A 19,785-nucleotide genomic window follows, 5' to 3' on the forward strand; every position below is an offset into this window, starting at 1 on the left:
CTTCCTCACAAAACTAACGATTGTTAGTTTTGTATGCAAATTTCGTCAATTAATTTAACAAGACTCTAGTTTGCAATACTTTAACTACGAATACCCATTAGCAAAGTGGTGCACAAATCTCTTTTCACTTTCTCAAAATCTAACATTTTGTGTTTGGCGTACCATAAGTAAAAAGTGCGTAGGGTTGATAAAATAGAGAAAAGCATAATTTCTTGATCAATTGGCTTAAGCGCCTTTTCTCGTATACCTTGCCGTAGTAATGTTCTAAATTTCTCTTCGTATGCGTTCCGCATTTTTATGTATTGCTTCTTATCAACATCATTTAAATGCACCCAATCGTTATTCATACAAGCCAAAAACTCACTTTTCTCAAGTGTCAAATCAATATGCATGGTAATTATAGCTTCTAATTTTTGCAAGATTGGCCGAGATTCATCAAAAACTGAATTAATATGATTAGTAAATTCTACGCTCACTTCAAAAATTATGGCACCCAATATACTTTGTTTAGAAGGCAAATGATTATATATACTAGCTGCTTTAATTCCCATTTCTTGAGCTAAATCACGCATAGAAACGGCATTAAAACCTTTTTCTTTAAACAACAAGGCGGCTGTATTAATTATTTCTTGCTTTCTAGTAATAGGTGTCATCTTTATATTAATCACAAATGGCTCGAAATTTTTACGAACAGCATTTTAATTTGAATTAAGAGACACAAATTTATACTTTTAAAATTTGTTGGCTCCCACAGAGAATTATCTTTGTAGATAAATCAAGTATATCATCATGGCCGATACGTACCAAAGTAATCCCTTAATTGAGGCCTTACCTCCTCACTTAAAACAATTCATAAAACCACAAAATTATGAATCTTACACTCCTATTAACCAAGCGGTATGGCGTTATGTTATGCGAAAAAATGTTGATTATTTAAGTAAAGTAGCCCATTCTTCTTATTTAGACGGATTGAAAAAGACAGGAATCTCTATCGATGAAATTCCAAGTATGTATGGCATGAATCGCATTTTAAAAGATATTGGTTGGGCGGCTGTTGCCGTTGATGGTTTTATACCTCCCAATGCTTTTATGGAGTTTCAGGCTTACAAGGTGTTGGTTATCGCCTCAGAGATACGACAATTAGAAAATATTGAATACACTCCCGCACCAGATATTATCCACGAAGGTGCAGGACACGCACCAATTATTGCGAGCCCCGATTACGCAGAATATTTAAGACGTTTTGGAGCTATAGGCAGCAAAGCCATTGCTTCTGCACACGATATGGAAATGTACCATGCGGTGCGCGACTTATCTATTTTAAAAGAAAGTGATTACGCTTCCGCGGAAGCGATAAAAGAAGCCGAAAATAAAGTAGAACAACTACAAAAGAAAAAAGTAGAGCCTTCTGAAATTGCAAAAATAAGAAACCTGCATTGGTGGACCGTTGAATACGGCCTAGTTGGCAGCCTAGATAATCCTAAAATTTACGGAGCCGGACTTCTGTCTTCTATTGGAGAAAGCAAAAGTTGTATGCAACCTGAAGTAAAAAAGATACCGTATTCTATTGAAGCCGCCAAGCAAGATTTCGACATTACAAAACCTCAACCACAACTTTATATTACGCCAGATTTCGCCTATTTGGCCGAGGTTTTAGAAGAATTTGCTGATGGCATGGCATTGAGAAAAGGAGGCCACAGAGGCTTAAAACGTCTAATTGACTCAAAATCAATTGGAACAATTGAATTGAGTACCGGAATTCAAGTTTCAGGAACCTTTACCCGAATGATAAAAAATGAAGAAAACGAAGTTGTATATTTTGAAACCCAAGGCCCTACAGCTCTAGCCAATCGTGATAAAGAATTAATAGGCCACGGCATTAACACTCACCACAATGGTTTTAGATCTCCTATTGGCAAATTAAAAGGTATTAATTTATCCATAGAAAATATGGGACCGCGTGATTTAAAAGCCTACAATTTTTACGACAACAAACGAATTGAATTTACTTTTGAAAGTGGAATCGTTGTTGAAGGACTTAATGTTACGGGTATTAGAAATTTAAAAGGTGAACTTATACTAATTCAATTTACAGATTGCACCGTCACCTATGGAGATGAAATTTTATTTGCTCCAAAAGACGGCGACTTTTATTTGGCCGTTGGTAAAAAGGTGGTTTCTGCTTTTGCTGGAGCAGCAGACCCCTATTCTTTTGAGGCAACAATTCACGAACTCTCTACTTCACCAAAAGGTTTTAAAAAATCTAAAGCGCAAATAGAGCTAGAGCAATTATATCAAAAAGTAAGAAATATACGAGAGACAGGAGAAGAACAAGTGCAACTATTACTTATTTTAGAAAACCTAAGACAAGATTACCCTTTAGATTGGTTGCTACCCCTAGAAATTTATGAGCTTGCTAAGCAGCTTAAGAATAACATCTTAAAAAACCATGCTCTTGATGCTTTAAATGAATTGAAGGTAAAACGTCCACAAATTAAACATCTTATTGAAGATGGCATGGGCTTGATTTAAAAAAGTATTTCTAGCTCTTTAGCCGATTGTACGGGCTGTTTGTAGTACTCTAAAGTCCAACCTAGACTTTGTGTTAATACAAAAATCTTTTGCAACTCGTTAATTAATCGCTCATCTGCGTTACTCATTAGGCTTGATGCTTCAATTTCATTTTGCAGTTTACGGGTTATACGTTTTTTTATGGTGTTGTAATCTTTTGCCTCAAATTTATTAAGATAATCTGCAGATATATCATAATAATCAAAATCGGGATAAATACTTAATTCAGGTTCTGGTATACGGGTTATACGCAACACTTGCGTTCTGGGGTTTACTTCATAAGAAAGTTGGTTCAAGTCATAGCTTACGGTAGCTTTCGCATTGACGGCTACGAGTGCTTTTTTACGCGCTTCTATACCCAAAAACACATCTTTACTCGATTCATAAGTGTAAATTTGTGCATAGTTGCCTTCGGTAACTATAAGCTTGGTCACATTTTTTATTTGCTTTTCAAGTAGTTGACTGGTTTGTAACAGTTCTAATTTTTGGTCTTTTTGAGTTTTAAAATACCAAAACCCAAGAAGCAAAATGCCACTAAACAAAAAACCAAATATAAATTTTCTCATAGCCAATTTTAGTTCTAAAATACAAATTTAGACTACAACTAACCATGTAAGCAATCACGATTTACTATAGTGGACCAATTAATTACAAAACGTCCAAATTTATTAATATCGGATAAAATTCTAAGCTCTAAACAAAGATAAAAGTTAAGTAACTTAAGTTACCAGCATAAAGAGAAACATTGTTTTACTTTGACAAAAAAAGAAATGGGTATTTTAAATTTATTATTCGGTAACAAAAGTAAAATGATTCAAGATTTTAAATCACGTGGCGCTATAATAATTGATGTCCGCTCGGCGGGCGAATATGCAAATGGTGCTATTCCAGGATCGAAAAATATTCCGCTACAGCAAATCGGTCAACATATTCAAAAGATCAAAAATTACAACAAACCGATTATTACCTGTTGTGCTAGCGGTATGCGCTCTGGGAGTGCGGCAGGGATTTTAAAAAGCAAAGGCATTGAATGTATAAATGGTGGCGGTTGGCATAAATTATATACGCTACTCAATTCGTAAAACGCATAAAAGCATATTGGTTTTGCAAAACCTCAATGTCTTGTTTAAGTTTTTGTAAAAAGTTTTGATGCTGTTTACTTTGAGGATTAAAAGCTTTATGCTCAAGTCTTTTTTGTACTGAATCTACTTTTTTCATGGTCTCAAATGCATTAGGATTTATCCAAGTTTGCATAAAACGCTCCCAAATATATTCTATTGCCAGCGACGATGGATGAAGCATGTCATTTGAGTAAAAGCGGTAGTCTCTCAATTCATCTAGCATAATTTCATAAGACGGAAAATACGAAGCCTGTGGCCAAGTTGGCAGCAAATCGTGTATGGCTGTTATTAATTGAGCTTTACTGTAATTATTTTCAACCAAACCGTCTTTCATGTGCCTTACTGGCGAAACCGTAAATATTACTTTTACATCTTTACGGATGGCATTGCAATAATTCATTATGCGTTTGAGACTGGTTAAAATGGCTTCAGATTTAACACAAGATTTTGCGAAGCACTTTTGGGGTACTTTATGACAATTGGCCACATATTGATCGTTCTCAAGATGACGGTAAATATAAGCTGAACCTAAGGTAATCACAATATGAGTGGAGTTTTGCAAATATTCTTGTGTGTTCCTAAGTGCCGAATTTAATTTTAACAACAAGTCATCTTGTGATTGCGTACTTTTCAATCTACTATGCGCCTCAAAGCAGTGCCAAGTTTCATTATAACAGAAAACATCTTGCGCGGTAAATAAATCGTTTTGTGTGGCCCTTAAGAGCAATTTTTCAATACCAAAAGGATGAAATAAAACACCTAAGGGATTTTGAAGGTTTTGAAACCTAAAACGATCAAACTGAAGCCCTATATTTTCGGAAAAACACGAACCCAAAAACAGTATTTTAGAGCCATAATCAATTTTTGGTTGCTGCGCTAAAATACTGATTGGGGTCTGTAGTTTCATGGCATTATATTTTACCGACAATACTCACGGCTAATCTATGTAAGTTTTTGCAGCGGATAAAGCCTCTGCTAAACCTGATGGATTTTTACCCCCAGCGGTAGCAAAAAAGGCTTGACCACCACCACCTCCTTGGATAAACTTACCCAAGTCTCGAATAATCTTTCCGGCATTTAGCGCTTTTTCTTCGGCTAATTTTTTATCGATATAAATAGACAATAAGGCTTTACCATTCTGTTTAGATCCAAGCACTAAAAACAATTGTTCAACTTCTCCTGCCAGTTGAAAAGATAAATCTTTCATCGCCGCAGCATCTAAATCTACAGTAGTAGCTAAAAAATTAATACCATTTACTTGTTGCAGAGCGGCTTTTAGGTTTGTTTTTGCTGCTGCTGCTTTCTCCTTTTTAAGCTGCTCAATCTCCTTTTTAAGTTGGGCATTCTCATTTTGAAGGTTTTCAACAGCTTTTAAAGGTTCTTTGCTGTTTTTCACCAATTGCTTTAAAGCGTTAAATTGATTGCTTTGCTCGTTTAAAAAGTCTTTTGCCGCATCTAGAGTAATGGCTTCAATTCGTCTAACCCCAGCAGCCACCGCTGATTCTGATACTATTTTGAAATGCCAAATTTGACTTGTATTTGAAACGTGAGTACCTCCGCAAAGTTCAAAAGAATTACCAAATTGAATTGTTCGCACGGTATCTCCATACTTTTCACCAAATAACGCCGTAGCTCCTTGCTCAACCGCTTGAGCAAAGGGTACATTTCTACCTTCAATTAAATCGAGTTCTTCGTAAATACGCGCATTAACAAACTGTTCAATCTCTTCTAATTGCTCGTGACTTACTTTACTAAAATGAGAAAAATCAAATCTTAGATAAGCAGGGTGTACCAAAGATCCTTTTTGCTCTACGTGATCGCCTAACACATTTTTTAATGCTTGATGCAATAAATGTGTTGCACTATGGTTTGCAGCTGCATTTAATCTATGTTGATTATTTACCGTTGCAGTAAAGGTAGCATGCAGATCTTGCGGTAAGTGCTTAGAGATATGAATAATTAAATTATTCTCTTTTTTAGTATCAATTATATAAGTAAGGTTTCCATTTGGCTCTTCAAGGTAACCTTTATCACCAACTTGACCTCCACCTTCTGGATAAAAAGGCGTTAGATTAAAAACCAATTGAAATAATTTTCCATCTTTTTTGCTTTCAACTTGGCGGTAACGGGTTAATTTAACTTGTGTTTCTAGGTAGTCATAACCAATAAATTCCTCCTCATCATCTTGCCTAAGTATAACCCAATCACCTGCAGTACTTTGTGCAGCAGAGCGCGAACGTTCTTTTTGTTTACTCAACTCGCTCTCAAATTCATTAATATTAAGGCTCAGCCCTTTTTCTTCCAAAATTAGGGCGGTTAAATCTATAGGAAAACCATAAGTATCGTACAATTCAAAAGCTTTCTTACCCGAAATCTCTTTTGATTGCGCACTATTGATAATACTTTCCAACAGATTTAAGCCTTGATCTAAAGTTTTTAAGAAAGAATTCTCTTCCTCTTTAATGACGTTTTCGCACAAGTGTTGTTGCTTTTTAATTTCTGGGAAAGTATCTCCCATTTGGTTGCTTATCACGGCTACCAATTTATAGATAAAAGCTTCTTTGGTATTTAAGAAGGTAAATCCGTAACGAATAGCCCTTCTCAAAATTCTTCGTATTACATAACCAGCACCATTATTGCTGGGCAATTGTCCATCGGCTATAGCAAAACTAACCGCTCGAACATGATCTGCAATTACTCTGATGGCAATATCTGTCTTTTCCGTTTTTTGATAGGTTGCACCAGTAATGGTTTCAATTTCTTGAATAATGGGCATAAATACATCCGTATCGTAATTAGATTGCTTGCCTTGCATAACCATCGCCAAGCGCTCAAAACCCATTCCTGTATCAATATGCTTTGCGGGTAACTCTTTAAGGCTACCATTAGCCATTCGGTTATACTGTATAAAAACCAAGTTCCAAATTTCAACTACTTGAGGGTGATCTTGGTTCACCAAATCTTTGCCTGGAATTTTGGCTTTTTCCTCCTCCGATCGGATATCTACATGAATTTCTGAGGCAGGTCCGCAAGGACCTTGATCACCCATCTCCCAAAAATTATCTTTTTTATTGCCTAGCAAAATACGCTCTTCAGCAATATGTTTTTTCCACAAATTAAAAGCTTCCTCATCTTTTTGAATTTGATCTTCCTTATCGCCTTCAAAAACAGTTACATATAAATTCTCGGGTGCTATTTTCAATTCAACGGTTAAAAATTCCCAAGCCCAAGCAATTGCATCTTCTTTAAAATAATCACCAATACTCCAATTACCTAACATCTCAAACATAGTATGGTGGTAAGTATCTTTACCTACCTCTTCTAAATCATTGTGCTTACCGCTTACCCGAAGGCACTTTTGCGTATCGGCAATTCGTGTATACTTGGCCGTGGCGTTACCTAGAAAATACTCTTTAAATTGATTCATCCCTGCATTGGTAAACATCAAAGTAGGATCATCTTTCATCACCATGGGTGCAGAGGGTACAATCTCGTGATTTTTCGATTTAAAAAAGTTTAAAAATCTACTGCGTATTTCTTGTGATTTCATAGGCTTGGCTGCTCTTGGCTTATAATTTTTAGCGTACTTTTGAAACAATGTTTATCTTTGTTCGTTATTAGTATTGAATAAATCAACACAAAACGTTTGCAAAAATAGCATAATTTCAAACAATGTCGAAGGTAAAATATTATTACGACAACGAAAGTTTGTCGTATAAAAAAATAGAAAGAAAACCAGGTAGGAGAATTGGGCTTATTGCATTGGGAATTGCGAGTTCTTTTTTAGCGGGCTTCATATTATTGATTATCTACTTTAATATCCCGCAAATTGAGACGCCAAAAGAGAAAGCACTCAAACGTGAACTCAATAATTTAAAAATTCAATATTCGGTTTTAAATAAAAAAATTGATATAGCGCAAGAAGTGCTAGCCGATGTACAACACAGAGACAACAATATTTACCGGGTTTATTTCGAGGCCAATCCAATTCCCGAAGAACAACGCAAAGCAGGTTTTGGTGGAGTAAACCGTTACCAATATTTAAATGGATTTGATAATTCAGAATTGATTATTGAAACCCACAAAAAAATGGACATTTTGCAAAAACAAATTGTTGTACAGTCCAAATCATTAGATGAAATAGTAAAACTGGCCAAAGAAAAGGAAAAATTACTAACCGCTATTCCTGCAATACAACCTATAAAAAACGAAAATTTAACCCGCATGGCATCTGGCTACGGTATGCGTATGCACCCCATACTAAAATACCGTAAGATGCATAACGGAATGGATTTTACGGCAAAAAAAGGAACCGACGTATTTGCTACTGGTGACGCTACGGTAAAAAAAGCCAGAAGAAGCAGAGGCTTTGGTAATTTAATTATTCTTGACCATGGCTTTGGCTACGAAACCTATTATGCCCACCTTAGTGCTTTTGAGGTTCGCGAAGGTCAAAAAGTAAAAAGGGGCGAGGTGATCGGCAAGGTAGGAAACACAGGCCTCTCAACCGGAGCGCATTTACACTACGAAGTACATAAAAACGGAAAAGTGGTGAACCCTATAAATTATTACCACGGCGATTTAACGGCTGAAGAGTATGATATTATGTTAAACCAATCTACCTTAGAAAATCAATCTTTAGACTAATGGCGGTGGAGTTACCCAAAAAATTGTACTATGGCATTGGCGAGGTAGCCGAAGCCTTTGAAGTGAACACTTCACTTATCCGCTTTTGGGAGAAAGAATTTGACATCTTAAAGCCAAAAAAAAATGCTAAGGGAAACCGCAAATTCACTCCCGAAGATATTGAAAATCTAGAAAAAATTTATCATCTTGTAAAAGAACGCGGATTCACTTTAGAAGGAGCTAAAATTCAGCTTAAAGCTGAAAAAAGCAAACCACTAAACAATTATGAAATGATTAAGCGTCTTAATCATATTAAAGAACAATTAATTCAAATAAAAAATCAACTTTAAACAACAAAAATCATGAAAAAATGGTTAATTCCCGTAATTGTAATCGCCATCATTGGCTTCATAGCTTATTCATTATTCGGCGGAACGTATAACACAGCTGTTGAAAAACAGGAAGAAGCCAAAACCGCTTGGTCTAATGTAGAAAATGCCTACCAAAGAAGAAATGACCTAATTCCTAATTTGGTAAATACGGTGAAAGGTGCAGCAGATTTTGAACAAGAAACACTTACCCAAGTTATTCAAGCTCGAGCTAAAGCTACCTCGGTAAATATCGATGCAGATAACCTTTCTCCAGAAGCAATCGCTAATTTTCAACAAGCTCAAGGCGGATTAAGTTCTGCATTATCAAAATTACTTGTGAGCGTAGAACGCTACCCAGAATTAAAAGCCACGCAAAACTTTCAGCAACTTCAGTCTCAGCTAGAAGGAACAGAGAACCGTATCAATGTAGAAAGAAATCGATACAATGAAGCGGTGAAAATATACAATACCTTTATTAGAAAATTTCCTAACAATCTAGTTGTTGGCTTTTTTGGGTTTGATAAGATGGCTCCATTTGAAGCAGTTGAAGGTGCAGAACAAGCTCCTACTGTAGAATTTTAATCCTTATTTTTCATGGCTATTCAGCTTTTTACTCAACAAGACGAAAATGAAATTATCAATGCGATAAAGGCAGCCGAGAAGAACACTTCTGGCGAGATACGCGTGCATCTAGAAAGTAAATGTAAGGGTCCTGCATTTGAAAGAGCCAAGGAGGTTTTTGAAAAACTTGAGATGCACCAAACCGAACAAAAAAATGGAGTTCTGTTTTATGTTGCCCTTGAAGATCATTTATTTTATATTCTAGGCGATCAGGGAATTAACGATCGTGTTGAAGCAAATTTTTGGGAGTCAACCAAAGAATTGGTCATTGAATATTTTAAAAAAGCTGAATTTAAACAAGGATTGATAGCAGGTATTTTAAAGGCCGGTGAGCAATTACAAAACTATTTCCCCTACCAGGCAGATGATGTAAATGAATTGTCTGATGAAATCTCAAAAGGCAAATAATGTTCAATAAAAAACAGATCTTTCGATATATTCTTTTAGTAGGCTTTTTATTGCCTACACACTATGTTTTTGCTCAGCTTAATCTACCTGCCAAACCCAAGGTTGCAACTAGTGTCTACGATGCTGCAGAGCTTTTAAGCCCATCTGAAGAATCGGCCTTGAAACAGAAACTAATCAAGTACGCCGATACAACCTCAACCCAGATTGTGGTAGCTACTATCAACACCTTAAACGGAGAATACATTGGCACTTTTGCCGCCGAGTGGGCCCATAAATGGGGAATTGGAGACAGTAAAAAAGACAATGGCTTGCTCATTTTAATGGCAAAAAAAGAACGCAAATTATGGATAACAACTGGCTATGGTCTTGAACAGTATTTAACCGATTATCGTACAAAGGAAATTATAGATCAAATTATTATTCCACATTTTAAGCGAGGTAATTTTTATGCCGGTTTAGATGCTGGTACCACTGCTGTAATGCAAGTTCTAAGTGGCACTTACAAAGCGCCGAAAAAAAGATCCAGCTCAGGAAATTCTGGTGTTGGATTTTTTATAATTATTTTCTTTATCGTGATTATTATACTCTCTGTAATTAAGAATCGTAATGGTGGAGACAGAAACGGAGGCCGTAAATCTGGGGCAGATTCACTACTTGATATACTCATTTTAAGCAGCATGGGTCGCGGTTTTGGCGGAGGATCTTCTGGCGGTTTTGGTTCAGGTGGAGGCTTTGGCGGTGGCGGTTTTGGTGGCGGCTTCGGCGGAGGCGGTTTTGGCGGTGGTGGAGCCGGCGGCAGCTGGTAAAAATCAATTCGTCTTAATTATCAAGCTTTTAATCAATTTTAAGAAAGGATTTTCATTAAATTTTTCGGGATTAGTCAGTTTAGTTGTAATTTTCAGCAACTAACTAACAATCATTAATTATGAAAACTAATCCACCGCAGGAATTACGGGTGCAATCACTCGGATTCACTTTTAAACGAAAATCAAGCAGTTTTATCACTTGGATGAAAGAATTAACCTCATCTAACCCGTATTATGCCAACAAAGCTCTATTTCACAAAGAGATGAATTTATGATTTAGCCTTTGTTTTTACCAAATTTATCTAGCTTAAAAGTCAAGCTGAACATCAAATACCGCTCTAAAACCAACTCTTGAGTGTCTTGAATAAAATCTTCACCGGTTTGTCTACGAGTAGCTATATTTTGGTCTAAAACATCAAAAACTTTGACTTTAAAGGTGGCTTTTTCATCAAAGAATTGATAGCCTAGGCTCATATTCCATAAAATAAAATTATTGGTAAAGCCTGGGCTTACATTTCCCAAGCGCTGGTAAGCTATGTCATTTCCAAAAATGAGGTTTTTAGGCCAGAAACTGGTTACCTCTACCCCTATTTCGTGATTTACAAAACGCTCATTATTACGAGTGGGCAAACTGTATTTCGCATTTCTTAAATTTAGTTCGTAATAAGGGGTAAGCTGTAGAATATCTGTAAAATCAACATCTAACTTTATACTTGGCGATAACCGTGAGTCTTTAGTAACAAACTCAACTGCATTACTAAAACCAACGTCTCTACTATAGGCACCACTCAAACCTAATCGAAGTTTTAAATCGTAAAAATCTCTTCGCGAAAACAAGAAGCTGTAATTGGCACCTATAAACGCAGAGTATGCACCATTCACATTGGTGTAACTGGTTTCACGAATCAGTTCTTCATTGGTCTGACTAATGCTGGTTACTTTATCTTGAATAAAATCTGCACCAGCATAGGTATATAAACCCGATTTAGTTTTGTAGTTATAATTATTAAAACTAAAGTAAAAATTATGAGTTAAATTAGGCTTTAAATTTGGGTTACCCTGTATAATATTTAAAGGGTTTGTTCTGTTTTCTACCGGTTGCAGTTGATTGATACTTGGTGCGTTTTGTTGACTCTCGTAATTGAAATAAACAGAAGCCGCTTGATTTATCTTGTACCTTAAGTAAAAGTTTGAATAAAAGTTAGTAAAATTACTCTCAAAACGATTGCCGCTAAAATGATCTTTATTGGTTAAATTAAGTTGTTCTACCCCAGCAGATAGTGAGGCCCTTAATTTTTTACTCCGATAAACCATACCCAAACTGGGTCGATGCTTTAAACTACTGGTTTTGAAATCATTACTTAAGTCTAGCAAAAAATCTTTAGTGCTATTATCGTAAACCAAACGCTCATTTATAGACTTTGAGTAATTGAGGGTATATTCTACATCTAAGAAGATTTTTTTGCGTAAAGCTATACGTGCGCCAAGCCCGGTATTAAAAGTTTTCGCATCTGTATTTTCTTTTATGCGCTGGTCTTGTAAATCTGTATCGGAAACACCTCCATTATCATCAAAAATTTGTCGCAGTGAATAAAACAATTGTTGATTGTCTGTAGTATTATTGGTGTAATTAAGATTAAGGTTTACATAACTTCCCAGCGTATCTAGTCTTCGGCTAGCACCTAACCTAGCGGCAAAATTGAGTTGTTCTACCTCGGTATCATTTCTTGTTTCTGCTTGATTTAAAACGGCAAAATCTTCTTGAAAGGATTTGGTTTCAGAATCGCTTTGTGACCTTCCTTTGTTGTAAGAGAAATTAGGACGAAACGAAATCCGCGTAAGCGAGTCTGGGCGAAAACTAAGATCAAAACTTGCGCGGTGATTATCGTTTTCCCGTTTAGAAATAGAACTTGACTCATTAAAAAAAATGCGATCGGGTAATATGTTCTCTCGGTTAATTTTTGTTTTAGTCTCGGTGTTGCTGCGATTAAAAAAGTAATCGGTTTCCAGTTCGGTTCGCTCTTCCCATTCATTTACCAAGCTAAAGCCAGTATTATAGGTCTGAGTTATACCTGAGTTACCACCACCAAAAGAATTCCCGTTAATGCTAAAACTGCCATTGCTACTGCGTGATATGCTATATGCATTTCTTCCCATGGCATCATAAATTTCGTCAAAGCTAAAGCCTGAAGAGTTAATATTATTAGAACCTCCCAATACACTTAAGCGAAAACTATTTTTAAAGTAATTGGCAATTCCGCTTGCTTCGTAGCGATTTTGTGTACCTATACCTGCGGTGATTCGGGCGAAATAACCTCTATTTTTATCTTCATCTATGGTAATATTTAGTGTTTTATTTTGACTATCTCCTTCTTTACCTGTAAATTCTTCGGTTTTTGTTTTGGTATCTACTACTTGAATTTTATTGATAAGCTCTTTAGGTAAATTTTTAGTGGCTATTTTGGGATCATCGCTAAAAAAAGACTTCCCGTTGACTAGGATCTTTGAAACCGGTTTACCGTTGATACTGATTTCACCTGCGTTGTTAACGCTTACTCCTGGTAGCTTTTTAAGTACGTCTTCAAGGTTAGCATTTGCCTTTGTCTTGAAAGAAGCGGCATTAAACTCTAAAGTATCGGTTTTCACGGTTACTGGCGCCGCTTGCGCTTGAACCAATACCTCTTCTAAAGTTTGATCGTCAATTTTCATTTGCAAGTTATTGAAACTCCAGTTACTTTGCTTTTTTAAGTCTAGTAATTGCTTTATCGGTAAAAATCCAGTGTAGCTAACAAACAAGAATAAACTATCGTTTTGTACTTTTCCTGCAATTTCAAACCCTCCCTCCTGATTACTAAGGGTATAATCTACTAAAGTACCATTGGGCTCTTCTATATATATAGTAGCCGACTCTAAAGGCTTCTCGTTATCATCGATTAAACTTCCTTTTACTAGAAAGTCATGATATTCTTGCGCATAATTCAATGAGCTAAAAAGTAAAATAAGAATTAAAAAAATGCGCTGGTGTTTTAAGTGCTTAGTAGACATATCAATTATTTACTATAGAAAGATTACAATTTACATTAAATTATTTAGAAAAATAATAAAGGAAACCACTATGTAAAAAGCGTTTTAAAAAGAATCTTAATATCTAAAGTCAAACTATAATTCTTCAGGTAATATTTGTTTAATCTAATTTTTTCGGGCCAAATCACCTCACGATTATAAGCAATAGGGTCGCTTTGCCGCGCCAAAAGTTCTTCTTCATTTTTAAAAGCCAAGGTAGCCAAACCCGTAATTCCCGGTTTTAGCAATAATATCCTAGCATCATTTCCGGTAAGATTATCGGCAAATCCTGGTACATCTGGCCTTGGCCCTACCAAACTCATTTGGCCTAGCAGCACATTAAACAATTGTGGTAGCTCATCAATTTTATATTTTCTTAAAAATGCACCAATACCTGTAATACGAGGATCCCGAGCTGTGGTTACCGAAGTTTCAACCCCCTCGATTCTGCGCATACTCCTTAATTTTAAAATATAAAATTCTTTACCAAATTGACCTATTCGCTTGCTTCTATAAATTCCACTTTGTTTGGTACTCCAACTGGCTAAAATAAAACCTAAAACCAGAATTGGAAAAAGTAGACCTATGCCCACCAGAGAGGCTATTAAGTCAATACCCCGTTTCACCCATTTTTCGCTAGAACTTAATTTATCTTTCATTATGTTTTCGATTCCGCGAAAAGCGTAATTGCCTAAAACTGATTTTATCGTACACTAAGCCGCTTATAATTAAAAATAACCCCATTAAAGTAGGTAATCCTATTGGCTCTCTTAAAATTAAATAGATGACTACAAGCGACAAAAAAGGAACCAAATACACCAACTTACTCACGCCTGCAGCAGAATATGATTTTTTAAGCGCAATAGACCAAATTATAAAAGTGATACCCATTTCAAACAATCCCACATATACTGCACTCCACAAACCTATACCATATTCCATTGTAAAATTTGAAAAGAAGTAAACACTAATGGCAATATAAACAAAGCCAAAACAAAAATTGAGGAACAATTTACTCAATTCTTCACGCTCATCTTTAATATTAAAAATCCAGAATGCAGCCCAGATAATTGCCGACCCCAACCCAAACATAACTCCTTGTAAATTTGAAAAGGACAAGTTCACCAAATTACCACGTGTGGCAATAATTAGAACCCCTACAAAACTAATGCCTATAGCCAATAAATTTTTTGGTGTCATCTTTTGCTTTAAAAGCGGAATGGCTAATAGACTAAACATTATGGGCCAAGTATAATTAAGTGCTTGTGCTTCTTGAGCCGGCAGTAAATCGTAAGCTTTAAAAAGTACGATATAATACAAAAAGGGATTTATTCCACCGTATAAAGCTGACTTAAAAATAGCTTTAGCCGGGAGTTTAAAGAGTTGAAAGAATCTCTTCTTTACTACCAATATTATACCCAAAACCAACACTGCTGTTCCTGAGGACCAAAAGAGTAATTGTAAATAATCAAAACTAGCCAAGGCAAGTTTCATACCTGTCGCTACGGTACTCCATAGTAAAACCGCTATTCCGGCATAAGCCATAGCCTGCTTTTGATTTTTCATGTGGTTCAGTTTAATACAATAAATGTAATGGATTAAAAAAAGCTGGCAAACGATTTTTATATTTTTAAGTCCAATGCTTTATCAAAGCACTAATTTTAAAAGCACCTGAATCGGTTCCTATATCTGCTCCATAACTCAAACTGCAAAAAAACTTCGTGAGAGCCACTGCTGTACTTGCTTATGGTGGTAGTTTCGTAATCATAAGCATAACCTAAAGTCAATTCGTCTGTGATACGAAAACCCGCCAAAGCAGTGAAGGCCGCGTTTAATCGATAGGATGCACCCAGGTTCCAACGCTCTAAAAGATAAATATTCATAGACAAATCTATTGCTAGAGGTGCACCGCTAACCGCTTTAATTAAAAAAGCAGGTTTTAATTGAACTTCGTTCTCAAGGGGAAATACATAACCGCCTAAAAAATAGATATGAGCTTTATTGGTATAAGTTGAGACACTTACTTCGTTAAATTTTTTTGTATGCAAAAGATTTGGAGAAGAAACCCCTAAGTAAGCTTCATCTGTATATAAAAAAGCTCCTAAACCCAAAACGGGAGAAAACTCAGACAAATTAGTCAAGTATGGATCGTTAATATCGGCAATGGTTAGTTTATGTAGAGCTAGGTCTAAATTCTCTGCTCCTGCTTTAATACCAAGCGATAAACGTGTGTCTTCACTTCGATCTAATGGTAAGATATAAGCAAAATTTACACTGAAAGATTTTTGAGTGGAGATTCCTATTCGGTCCTGCGTAAAATCAAGCCCTAAATTAGCTAAACTAGTTAGCCCTAAAGGACTATGTGCAGAGAAGTTAAAGGTTTCGGGAGCACCCTCAACACCTACCCACTGGTTACGATAAATACTTGATACTGTAAGCACTTCCCGCGAGCCAGTATACCCCGGATTAATACTCATTGGGTTATACATATATTGCGTGAATTGCGATTCTTGCTGGGCAGCGCCAGTATACCAACATAAGAAAACCAAAATGAATAAGTAAAAATTTTTCATAGGCTTAATTTAAGTTGAACTTAAATGTATGTAACCCATTTTTTTATGGATTTGATTCTCATTATACTGATATTCTAAAACGTAAAAATAAGTTCCCGATGGCAATTTACTGCCTTCTCGAACGGTAAGCCTTCCCGTACTATAACCATCAAAAACATGACCCGCTAAACCATAGGTATCGGTTTCGAATACTTTTACCCCCCATCTATTAAAAATTTGGACTTTTAAGTTTTTAGCACAGCCAGGATTATCATTAATAATCTTCAAGTAATCGTTAAAACCATCTTGATTGGGTGTAACTGCGTTATAAACCACAATATCGCAAGGGTTAATTTCATTAAATTTCATCAAAGCCAAAGTATAAATGCCAGCCTTATCAATTGTGGTAGACACTGTTTTGGCATCTATATCAACCATCCCCCCTAGGTCTACCCAAGCATTCAAGCGCTCGTTCCATCTTACAATATGAATCGCATCTCCTTGATTTATATGATTTAGAATATAGCTGGGTGTGGTTGAATTATCATAGCTTAAGCTTAGTACCGCTTCTGCTGGGTTGTAAATTTTCACTTCCCAATATTCTGTATGGCTTATACGATCTATGAGCCCTTCCTTTTTTCGTCTATCGTACAAATCTCCTGCGTCTTCAAAGAAATAAGTCGATTCTACAATATTTTCTAAAGGTAATTGCTGTAGGATTGCTGGTCTATAATAAGATTTATGACCTATAGGATAAGTAAAATCCTCTTTTCCGAATTTAAAAACCGGACCGTCAACATGGCTTGAATGACTAGCATTTCTAGCAATTGCCTCATTTAAAAAATTGATTGGAGCTTCGCTTTTTCGATTTTTTAAAACGCCAAGTTGAAAATAAGCTTGATTATATATATTCAATTCCGCTTCAAGCGAAAATGCTATCACCGGTGTAATATTATCTAAGTATAAATTATTTACCGCTAAAAAATCACCTTTCAACCGTTGTAATTTGCTACCCACTAAACGGATGGTTCCGGTATTTTGGTAAAAGTCAAATTTACTTTGGTTATAAATATCTCCATAAAAATTAGATCGGCCATCGTTGTAAAAAGAGGCTGAGGGCTCATTAAAAAAATCACTCACTGTAGAGAAAGTGGTTTGCTCACTTACATACAGCATACCGGTATTAACAGTTTGAGCAGTAAGAAGAATGGGATGTAAGAAAACCCAGAGTATAAGCAATATTTGAGTTGCATACTTCATTTGCTTAATCTTTAACTTTTGTGGGTAAATGCGGATTTACCAAAGCTGGTTTTACCACATACATAATATGATCTTCTACTTCTCCTTTTAATAGCGTAGCTTCTGGGGTTAAAACACCATAATAATTAGCTGATAAGCGTAAACGCATATAGGTAGGCATTATTTTAACATCAGAAGGTACCGTCCAACTGAGAGTAGTTGAACCTACGCCTGCGGGTAGACTTTGCATAACGCCCTCCTGAGGCTCGAAAACACCATTGACGTTAAAATCTATCCAAGCCTGCAAATAAGAATCTTTTATTGTCGTGTAGGGCACTTGAAGGCTAAAAACTTCACCTGCTTTATAGTTATAATTTATATAGTGAAATCGTTTTAAAAAAGGAGGTAAAACATCTTCCTCGTTGGCAATTCCGCCATCGTTATCATCAGCCAGTGCGTCGAGACTATATTGCGAGTTGGCTTCTGGATCTGGTGCAACAGAACCAATAAAACTTCTGTTTGTTCTAGGAATTTCATTGGCCGAATTATAAGTTGCTGTATTCAAATCTACCGTTGTACCCAAAGCAATTTGATCGGATGTAAATTCGGAATAATCAATTATATGCAAGGCCTCGCCATAACTGGCTGGTGCATCGCCTCTATCTAATTCGGGCATTAGTAAACCCAAAGCAATTGCGGTTAAACCTGCTCCTTTAACCGATACATTAAAGGTAACTTCATAATTGTTTGCTTGCGTATCGTAGGCAGTTTGATTAAAACTAAGTATAGAAATAGCTGCGGTATTATTATCATTTCCATTAAAGAATCGAACTTGTTGCAAACCTCCTTGCATCGTCTTCTCTAATTGATAAGGTCCTGCACCTATATTTTTTTGTAATTCAGTTACATTCCAAACACCATCAGCACTAGCTTTTAGCTCTTCGGTTTGCGATAAAGATTCTGCATCGGCAACCACCAACCCCTTAATCCTGACAGGATTTCCATCCAAAGAAGCTTGACACCTAACCGTAAACGTAACGGTAGTTCCACTTTGTGCGTTAATTAATCCTGCAACCATTTGATTGTTAGCTCCAGGGCCCCCTATGTGATATAAGTCATCCATGGAGTCACCCGTATAATTACCCGGAATATAACTTTTCAAAGAGGCAGGCGGACTTATATTCTCAATGGTAGCTTGTAGGCAAAAATATTTATTAGCACTTAAAGGTATGGATGCGTATGAAGTTTCTCCTTCGCCTAAAATTTGATTGCTTTTACCGTAAGTATCTGCAATAGTTTTAGCTCCCCAAGTTAGCCAAATTATTCGGTTGGTATAACTCCCTGTGCCGCCAGTGGCAAAAGTTGAAGTAACTAAATTACCAGGATAACACTGAGCACTTATAGTATTGCTTGTTAGTAAGACAAACCCAAGAATAAAAATTAGTGGAATACGCATGGACTATGGTTTTACTTCAAATACAATGTTCATAAAAGTTGCTTCGGTCACGGCCGATGTAGGATAAACGTCATAAGTAAGTACGCCAGAGTCTGAAATACTTACATTATAAAATACACTAGAATCATAATACGTAATATAATAATTAAACTCCGTGGCGGGCAAAACAGGTAGTGCATTTCCAGCATTTGCCGTGTTAGTAATAAAGTTAGTATTAGTTACACCCGTAAATTGACTATGGTATTTATTGTATAGATCTACAGTACCATAGATCTCGCCCGCAGGGACTTGGTCTGAGGATGTGGGCAATAAAATAGCAGGCATATAAAAAAATCTAGGCATAGCGGCTTTAACTTGTTTTAAAACTCCATTTGCATTTAAAACCATAATGTTATGCGTGGGCGAATCGCCTTTTTCTAAACCGGTTATGGATAAGGTATTGACTCCAGTGGTTCCCAACGTGGTAGGCTTTATTAAATTTCCTCCCAATTGAAAGTGATTAGCAGATTGACTAATACCATTATCCGCCGTATAATTTATATCGATTGTGGTACCGTCTGAATTCGTAACGGAATAAGAACCGTCACCATTATTCACTACTGAGGTGGTATTAGCATCGAAAAGGAGCTGGGTGCCGTCTACGGCCGTATGGGTAAAAGTACCGTCGCCATTATCTTGCAAGGTGTCGGTGTTGTTTTGTAGCAAATTGATGATTTCCGTATAAACATCGCCTTGATTCTGAATGTTGGTCACTACATCGTTGATCACATCAATGGTCATTGTTGCGCCGTTGGCATTGGTAAATGTGTAAGTACCATCGTTGTTGTTCACATAGGTAGTGGTATTGGCATCGAAAAGGAGCTGGGTGCCGTCTACCGCCGTGTGGGTAAAAGTACCGTCGCCATTATCTTGCAAGGTGTCGGTGTTGTTTTGGAGTAGATTGATAATTTC

At 36.4% G+C, this 19,785-nt stretch carries 19 protein-coding genes; 8 read left to right on the forward strand and 11 right to left on the reverse strand.

The genetic code is table 11. The annotated features are described in order from the left end of the window. Positions 1–80: 80 nt before the first annotated feature. The gene (locus tag ACFSQ0_RS00930; RefSeq protein ID WP_379042829.1) at positions 81–668 is read right to left on the reverse strand and encodes a TetR/AcrR family transcriptional regulator; all 588 of its coding nucleotides are present in this window, start codon (positions 666–668) and stop codon (positions 81–83) included. 121 nt (positions 669–789) lie between these two features. Here ACFSQ0_RS00930 and ACFSQ0_RS00935 point away from each other — a divergent pair, with 121 nt between their 5' ends. Next, positions 790–2,532: an aromatic amino acid hydroxylase gene (locus ACFSQ0_RS00935; RefSeq protein WP_379042832.1), complete on the forward strand. Its 1,743-nt coding sequence runs from the start codon at positions 790–792 to the stop codon at positions 2,530–2,532. On the opposite strand, the gene ACFSQ0_RS00940 is transcribed toward ACFSQ0_RS00935, so the two are convergent. Next, positions 2,529–3,137: a DUF4230 domain-containing protein gene (locus ACFSQ0_RS00940; protein WP_379042835.1), complete on the reverse strand. Its 609-nt coding sequence runs from the start codon at positions 3,135–3,137 to the stop codon at positions 2,529–2,531. The genes ACFSQ0_RS00935 and ACFSQ0_RS00940 overlap by 4 nt on opposite strands. A gap of 189 nt (positions 3,138–3,326) precedes the next feature. On the opposite strand from ACFSQ0_RS00940, the gene ACFSQ0_RS00945 reads away from it, so the two are divergent. After that, on the forward strand, positions 3,327–3,653 hold the full coding sequence (locus ACFSQ0_RS00945) for a rhodanese-like domain-containing protein (RefSeq protein ID WP_379042838.1): 327 nt from the start codon (positions 3,327–3,329) through the stop codon (positions 3,651–3,653). Here the strand turns inward: ACFSQ0_RS00945 and ACFSQ0_RS00950 are convergent. Together ACFSQ0_RS00950 and alaS are read right to left on the reverse strand one after the other, a co-directional pair. After that, positions 3,643–4,599, reverse strand: a complete 957-nt coding sequence (locus ACFSQ0_RS00950) for a GSCFA domain-containing protein (RefSeq protein WP_379042840.1) — start codon at positions 4,597–4,599, stop codon at positions 3,643–3,645. The genes ACFSQ0_RS00945 and ACFSQ0_RS00950 overlap by 11 nt on opposite strands. A 30-nt stretch (positions 4,600–4,629) precedes the next feature. Then, complete coding sequence (alaS, locus tag ACFSQ0_RS00955; RefSeq protein WP_379042843.1) at positions 4,630–7,242, reverse strand: alanine--tRNA ligase; 2,613 nt, start codon at positions 7,240–7,242, stop codon at positions 4,630–4,632. A gap of 122 nt (positions 7,243–7,364) precedes the next feature. Here alaS and ACFSQ0_RS00960 point away from each other — a divergent pair, with 122 nt between their 5' ends. The 6 genes from ACFSQ0_RS00960 to ACFSQ0_RS00985 all read left to right on the forward strand — a co-directional run bounded on the left by ACFSQ0_RS00960 (position 7,365) and on the right by ACFSQ0_RS00985 (position 10,799). Beyond that, positions 7,365–8,339 (forward strand): M23 family metallopeptidase, encoded by a 975-nt coding sequence (locus ACFSQ0_RS00960; RefSeq protein ID WP_379042846.1) that lies wholly within the window; start codon positions 7,365–7,367, stop codon positions 8,337–8,339. After that, positions 8,339–8,668, forward strand: coding sequence for a MerR family transcriptional regulator (locus ACFSQ0_RS00965; protein ID WP_379042849.1), 330 nt, complete (start codon positions 8,339–8,341; stop codon positions 8,666–8,668). Before ACFSQ0_RS00960 ends, ACFSQ0_RS00965 begins: the two co-directional genes overlap by 1 nt. A 12-nt stretch (positions 8,669–8,680) precedes the next feature. Beyond that, positions 8,681–9,271 carry a LemA family protein gene (locus tag ACFSQ0_RS00970; RefSeq protein WP_379042852.1) on the forward strand — a complete coding sequence of 197 codons (591 nt, stop codon included), beginning with the start codon at positions 8,681–8,683 and terminating at the stop codon, positions 9,269–9,271. Positions 9,272–9,283: 12 nt separating this feature from the next. Beyond that, positions 9,284–9,718, forward strand: a complete 435-nt coding sequence (locus ACFSQ0_RS00975) for a TPM domain-containing protein (protein WP_379042855.1) — start codon at positions 9,284–9,286, stop codon at positions 9,716–9,718. Continuing rightward, positions 9,718–10,524 carry a TPM domain-containing protein gene (locus ACFSQ0_RS00980; protein WP_379042858.1) on the forward strand — a complete coding sequence of 269 codons (807 nt, stop codon included), beginning with the start codon at positions 9,718–9,720 and terminating at the stop codon, positions 10,522–10,524. The genes ACFSQ0_RS00975 and ACFSQ0_RS00980 overlap by 1 nt, the downstream gene beginning before the upstream one ends. A gap of 119 nt (positions 10,525–10,643) precedes the next feature. Further along, positions 10,644–10,799 (forward strand): hypothetical protein, encoded by a 156-nt coding sequence (locus ACFSQ0_RS00985; protein ID WP_379042861.1) that lies wholly within the window; start codon positions 10,644–10,646, stop codon positions 10,797–10,799. A gap of 1 nt (position 10,800) precedes the next feature. Here ACFSQ0_RS00985 and ACFSQ0_RS00990 read toward each other — a convergent pair whose 3' ends face one another. The 7 genes from ACFSQ0_RS00990 to ACFSQ0_RS01020 form a co-directional block, all read right to left on the reverse strand. Further along, the gene (locus ACFSQ0_RS00990; RefSeq protein ID WP_379042864.1) at positions 10,801–13,569 is read right to left on the reverse strand and encodes an outer membrane beta-barrel protein; all 2,769 of its coding nucleotides are present in this window, start codon (positions 13,567–13,569) and stop codon (positions 10,801–10,803) included. Between the two features lie 68 nt (positions 13,570–13,637). Then, positions 13,638–14,246: a sugar transferase gene (locus ACFSQ0_RS00995; protein WP_379042867.1), complete on the reverse strand. Its 609-nt coding sequence runs from the start codon at positions 14,244–14,246 to the stop codon at positions 13,638–13,640. Next, positions 14,236–15,153 carry a DMT family transporter gene (locus tag ACFSQ0_RS01000; RefSeq protein ID WP_379042870.1) on the reverse strand — a complete coding sequence of 306 codons (918 nt, stop codon included), beginning with the start codon at positions 15,151–15,153 and terminating at the stop codon, positions 14,236–14,238. Before ACFSQ0_RS01000 ends, ACFSQ0_RS00995 begins: the two co-directional genes overlap by 11 nt. Positions 15,154–15,248: 95 nt before the next feature. Further along, positions 15,249–16,160 carry a PorP/SprF family type IX secretion system membrane protein gene (locus ACFSQ0_RS01005; RefSeq protein WP_379042873.1) on the reverse strand — a complete coding sequence of 304 codons (912 nt, stop codon included), beginning with the start codon at positions 16,158–16,160 and terminating at the stop codon, positions 15,249–15,251. A gap of 9 nt (positions 16,161–16,169) precedes the next feature. Beyond that, the gene (locus ACFSQ0_RS01010) at positions 16,170–17,399 is read right to left on the reverse strand and encodes a gliding motility-associated C-terminal domain-containing protein (RefSeq protein ID WP_379042876.1); all 1,230 of its coding nucleotides are present in this window, start codon (positions 17,397–17,399) and stop codon (positions 16,170–16,172) included. 4 nt (positions 17,400–17,403) lie between these two features. Then, positions 17,404–18,834, reverse strand: a complete 1,431-nt coding sequence (locus ACFSQ0_RS01015; RefSeq protein ID WP_379042879.1) for a CshA/CshB family fibrillar adhesin-related protein — start codon at positions 18,832–18,834, stop codon at positions 17,404–17,406. A 3-nt stretch (positions 18,835–18,837) separates the two neighbouring features. Then, positions 18,838–19,785, reverse strand: a 948-nt coding sequence (locus tag ACFSQ0_RS01020; RefSeq protein WP_379042881.1) for a chitin-binding domain-containing protein, incomplete at its 5' end; no start/stop codon positions are given.

Source organism: Mesonia sediminis (assembly GCF_042684705.1).
In the GTDB taxonomy this organism is placed as follows: domain Bacteria; phylum Bacteroidota; class Bacteroidia; order Flavobacteriales; family Flavobacteriaceae; genus Mesonia; species Mesonia sediminis.

Bases quoted from the DNA above. Each gene is read 5' to 3' on its own strand.
- ACFSQ0_RS00935 (WP_379042832.1), top strand. From the start codon at position 790: ATGGCCGATACGTACCAAAGTAATCCCTTAATTGAGGCCTTACCTCCT.
- ACFSQ0_RS00940 (WP_379042835.1), bottom strand. From the start codon at position 3,137: ATGAGAAAATTTATATTTGGTTTTTTGTTTAGTGGCATTTTGCTTCTT.
- ACFSQ0_RS00950 (WP_379042840.1), bottom strand. From the start codon at position 4,599: ATGAAACTACAGACCCCAATCAGTATTTTAGCGCAGCAACCAAAAATT.
- alaS (WP_379042843.1), bottom strand. From the start codon at position 7,242: ATGAAATCACAAGAAATACGCAGTAGATTTTTAAACTTTTTTAAATCG.
- ACFSQ0_RS00960 (WP_379042846.1), top strand. From the start codon at position 7,365: ATGTCGAAGGTAAAATATTATTACGACAACGAAAGTTTGTCGTATAAA.
- ACFSQ0_RS00965 (WP_379042849.1), top strand. From the start codon at position 8,339: ATGGCGGTGGAGTTACCCAAAAAATTGTACTATGGCATTGGCGAGGTA.
- ACFSQ0_RS00970 (WP_379042852.1), top strand. From the start codon at position 8,681: ATGAAAAAATGGTTAATTCCCGTAATTGTAATCGCCATCATTGGCTTC.
- ACFSQ0_RS00975 (WP_379042855.1), top strand. From the start codon at position 9,284: ATGGCTATTCAGCTTTTTACTCAACAAGACGAAAATGAAATTATCAAT.
- ACFSQ0_RS00980 (WP_379042858.1), top strand. From the start codon at position 9,718: ATGTTCAATAAAAAACAGATCTTTCGATATATTCTTTTAGTAGGCTTT.
- ACFSQ0_RS00985 (WP_379042861.1), top strand. From the start codon at position 10,644: ATGAAAACTAATCCACCGCAGGAATTACGGGTGCAATCACTCGGATTC.
- ACFSQ0_RS00990 (WP_379042864.1), bottom strand. From the start codon at position 13,569: ATGTCTACTAAGCACTTAAAACACCAGCGCATTTTTTTAATTCTTATT.
- ACFSQ0_RS00995 (WP_379042867.1), bottom strand. From the start codon at position 14,246: ATGAAAGATAAATTAAGTTCTAGCGAAAAATGGGTGAAACGGGGTATT.
- ACFSQ0_RS01000 (WP_379042870.1), bottom strand. From the start codon at position 15,153: ATGAAAAATCAAAAGCAGGCTATGGCTTATGCCGGAATAGCGGTTTTA.
- ACFSQ0_RS01005 (WP_379042873.1), bottom strand. From the start codon at position 16,160: ATGAAAAATTTTTACTTATTCATTTTGGTTTTCTTATGTTGGTATACT.
- ACFSQ0_RS01010 (WP_379042876.1), bottom strand. From the start codon at position 17,399: ATGAAGTATGCAACTCAAATATTGCTTATACTCTGGGTTTTCTTACAT.
- ACFSQ0_RS01015 (WP_379042879.1), bottom strand. From the start codon at position 18,834: ATGCGTATTCCACTAATTTTTATTCTTGGGTTTGTCTTACTAACAAGC.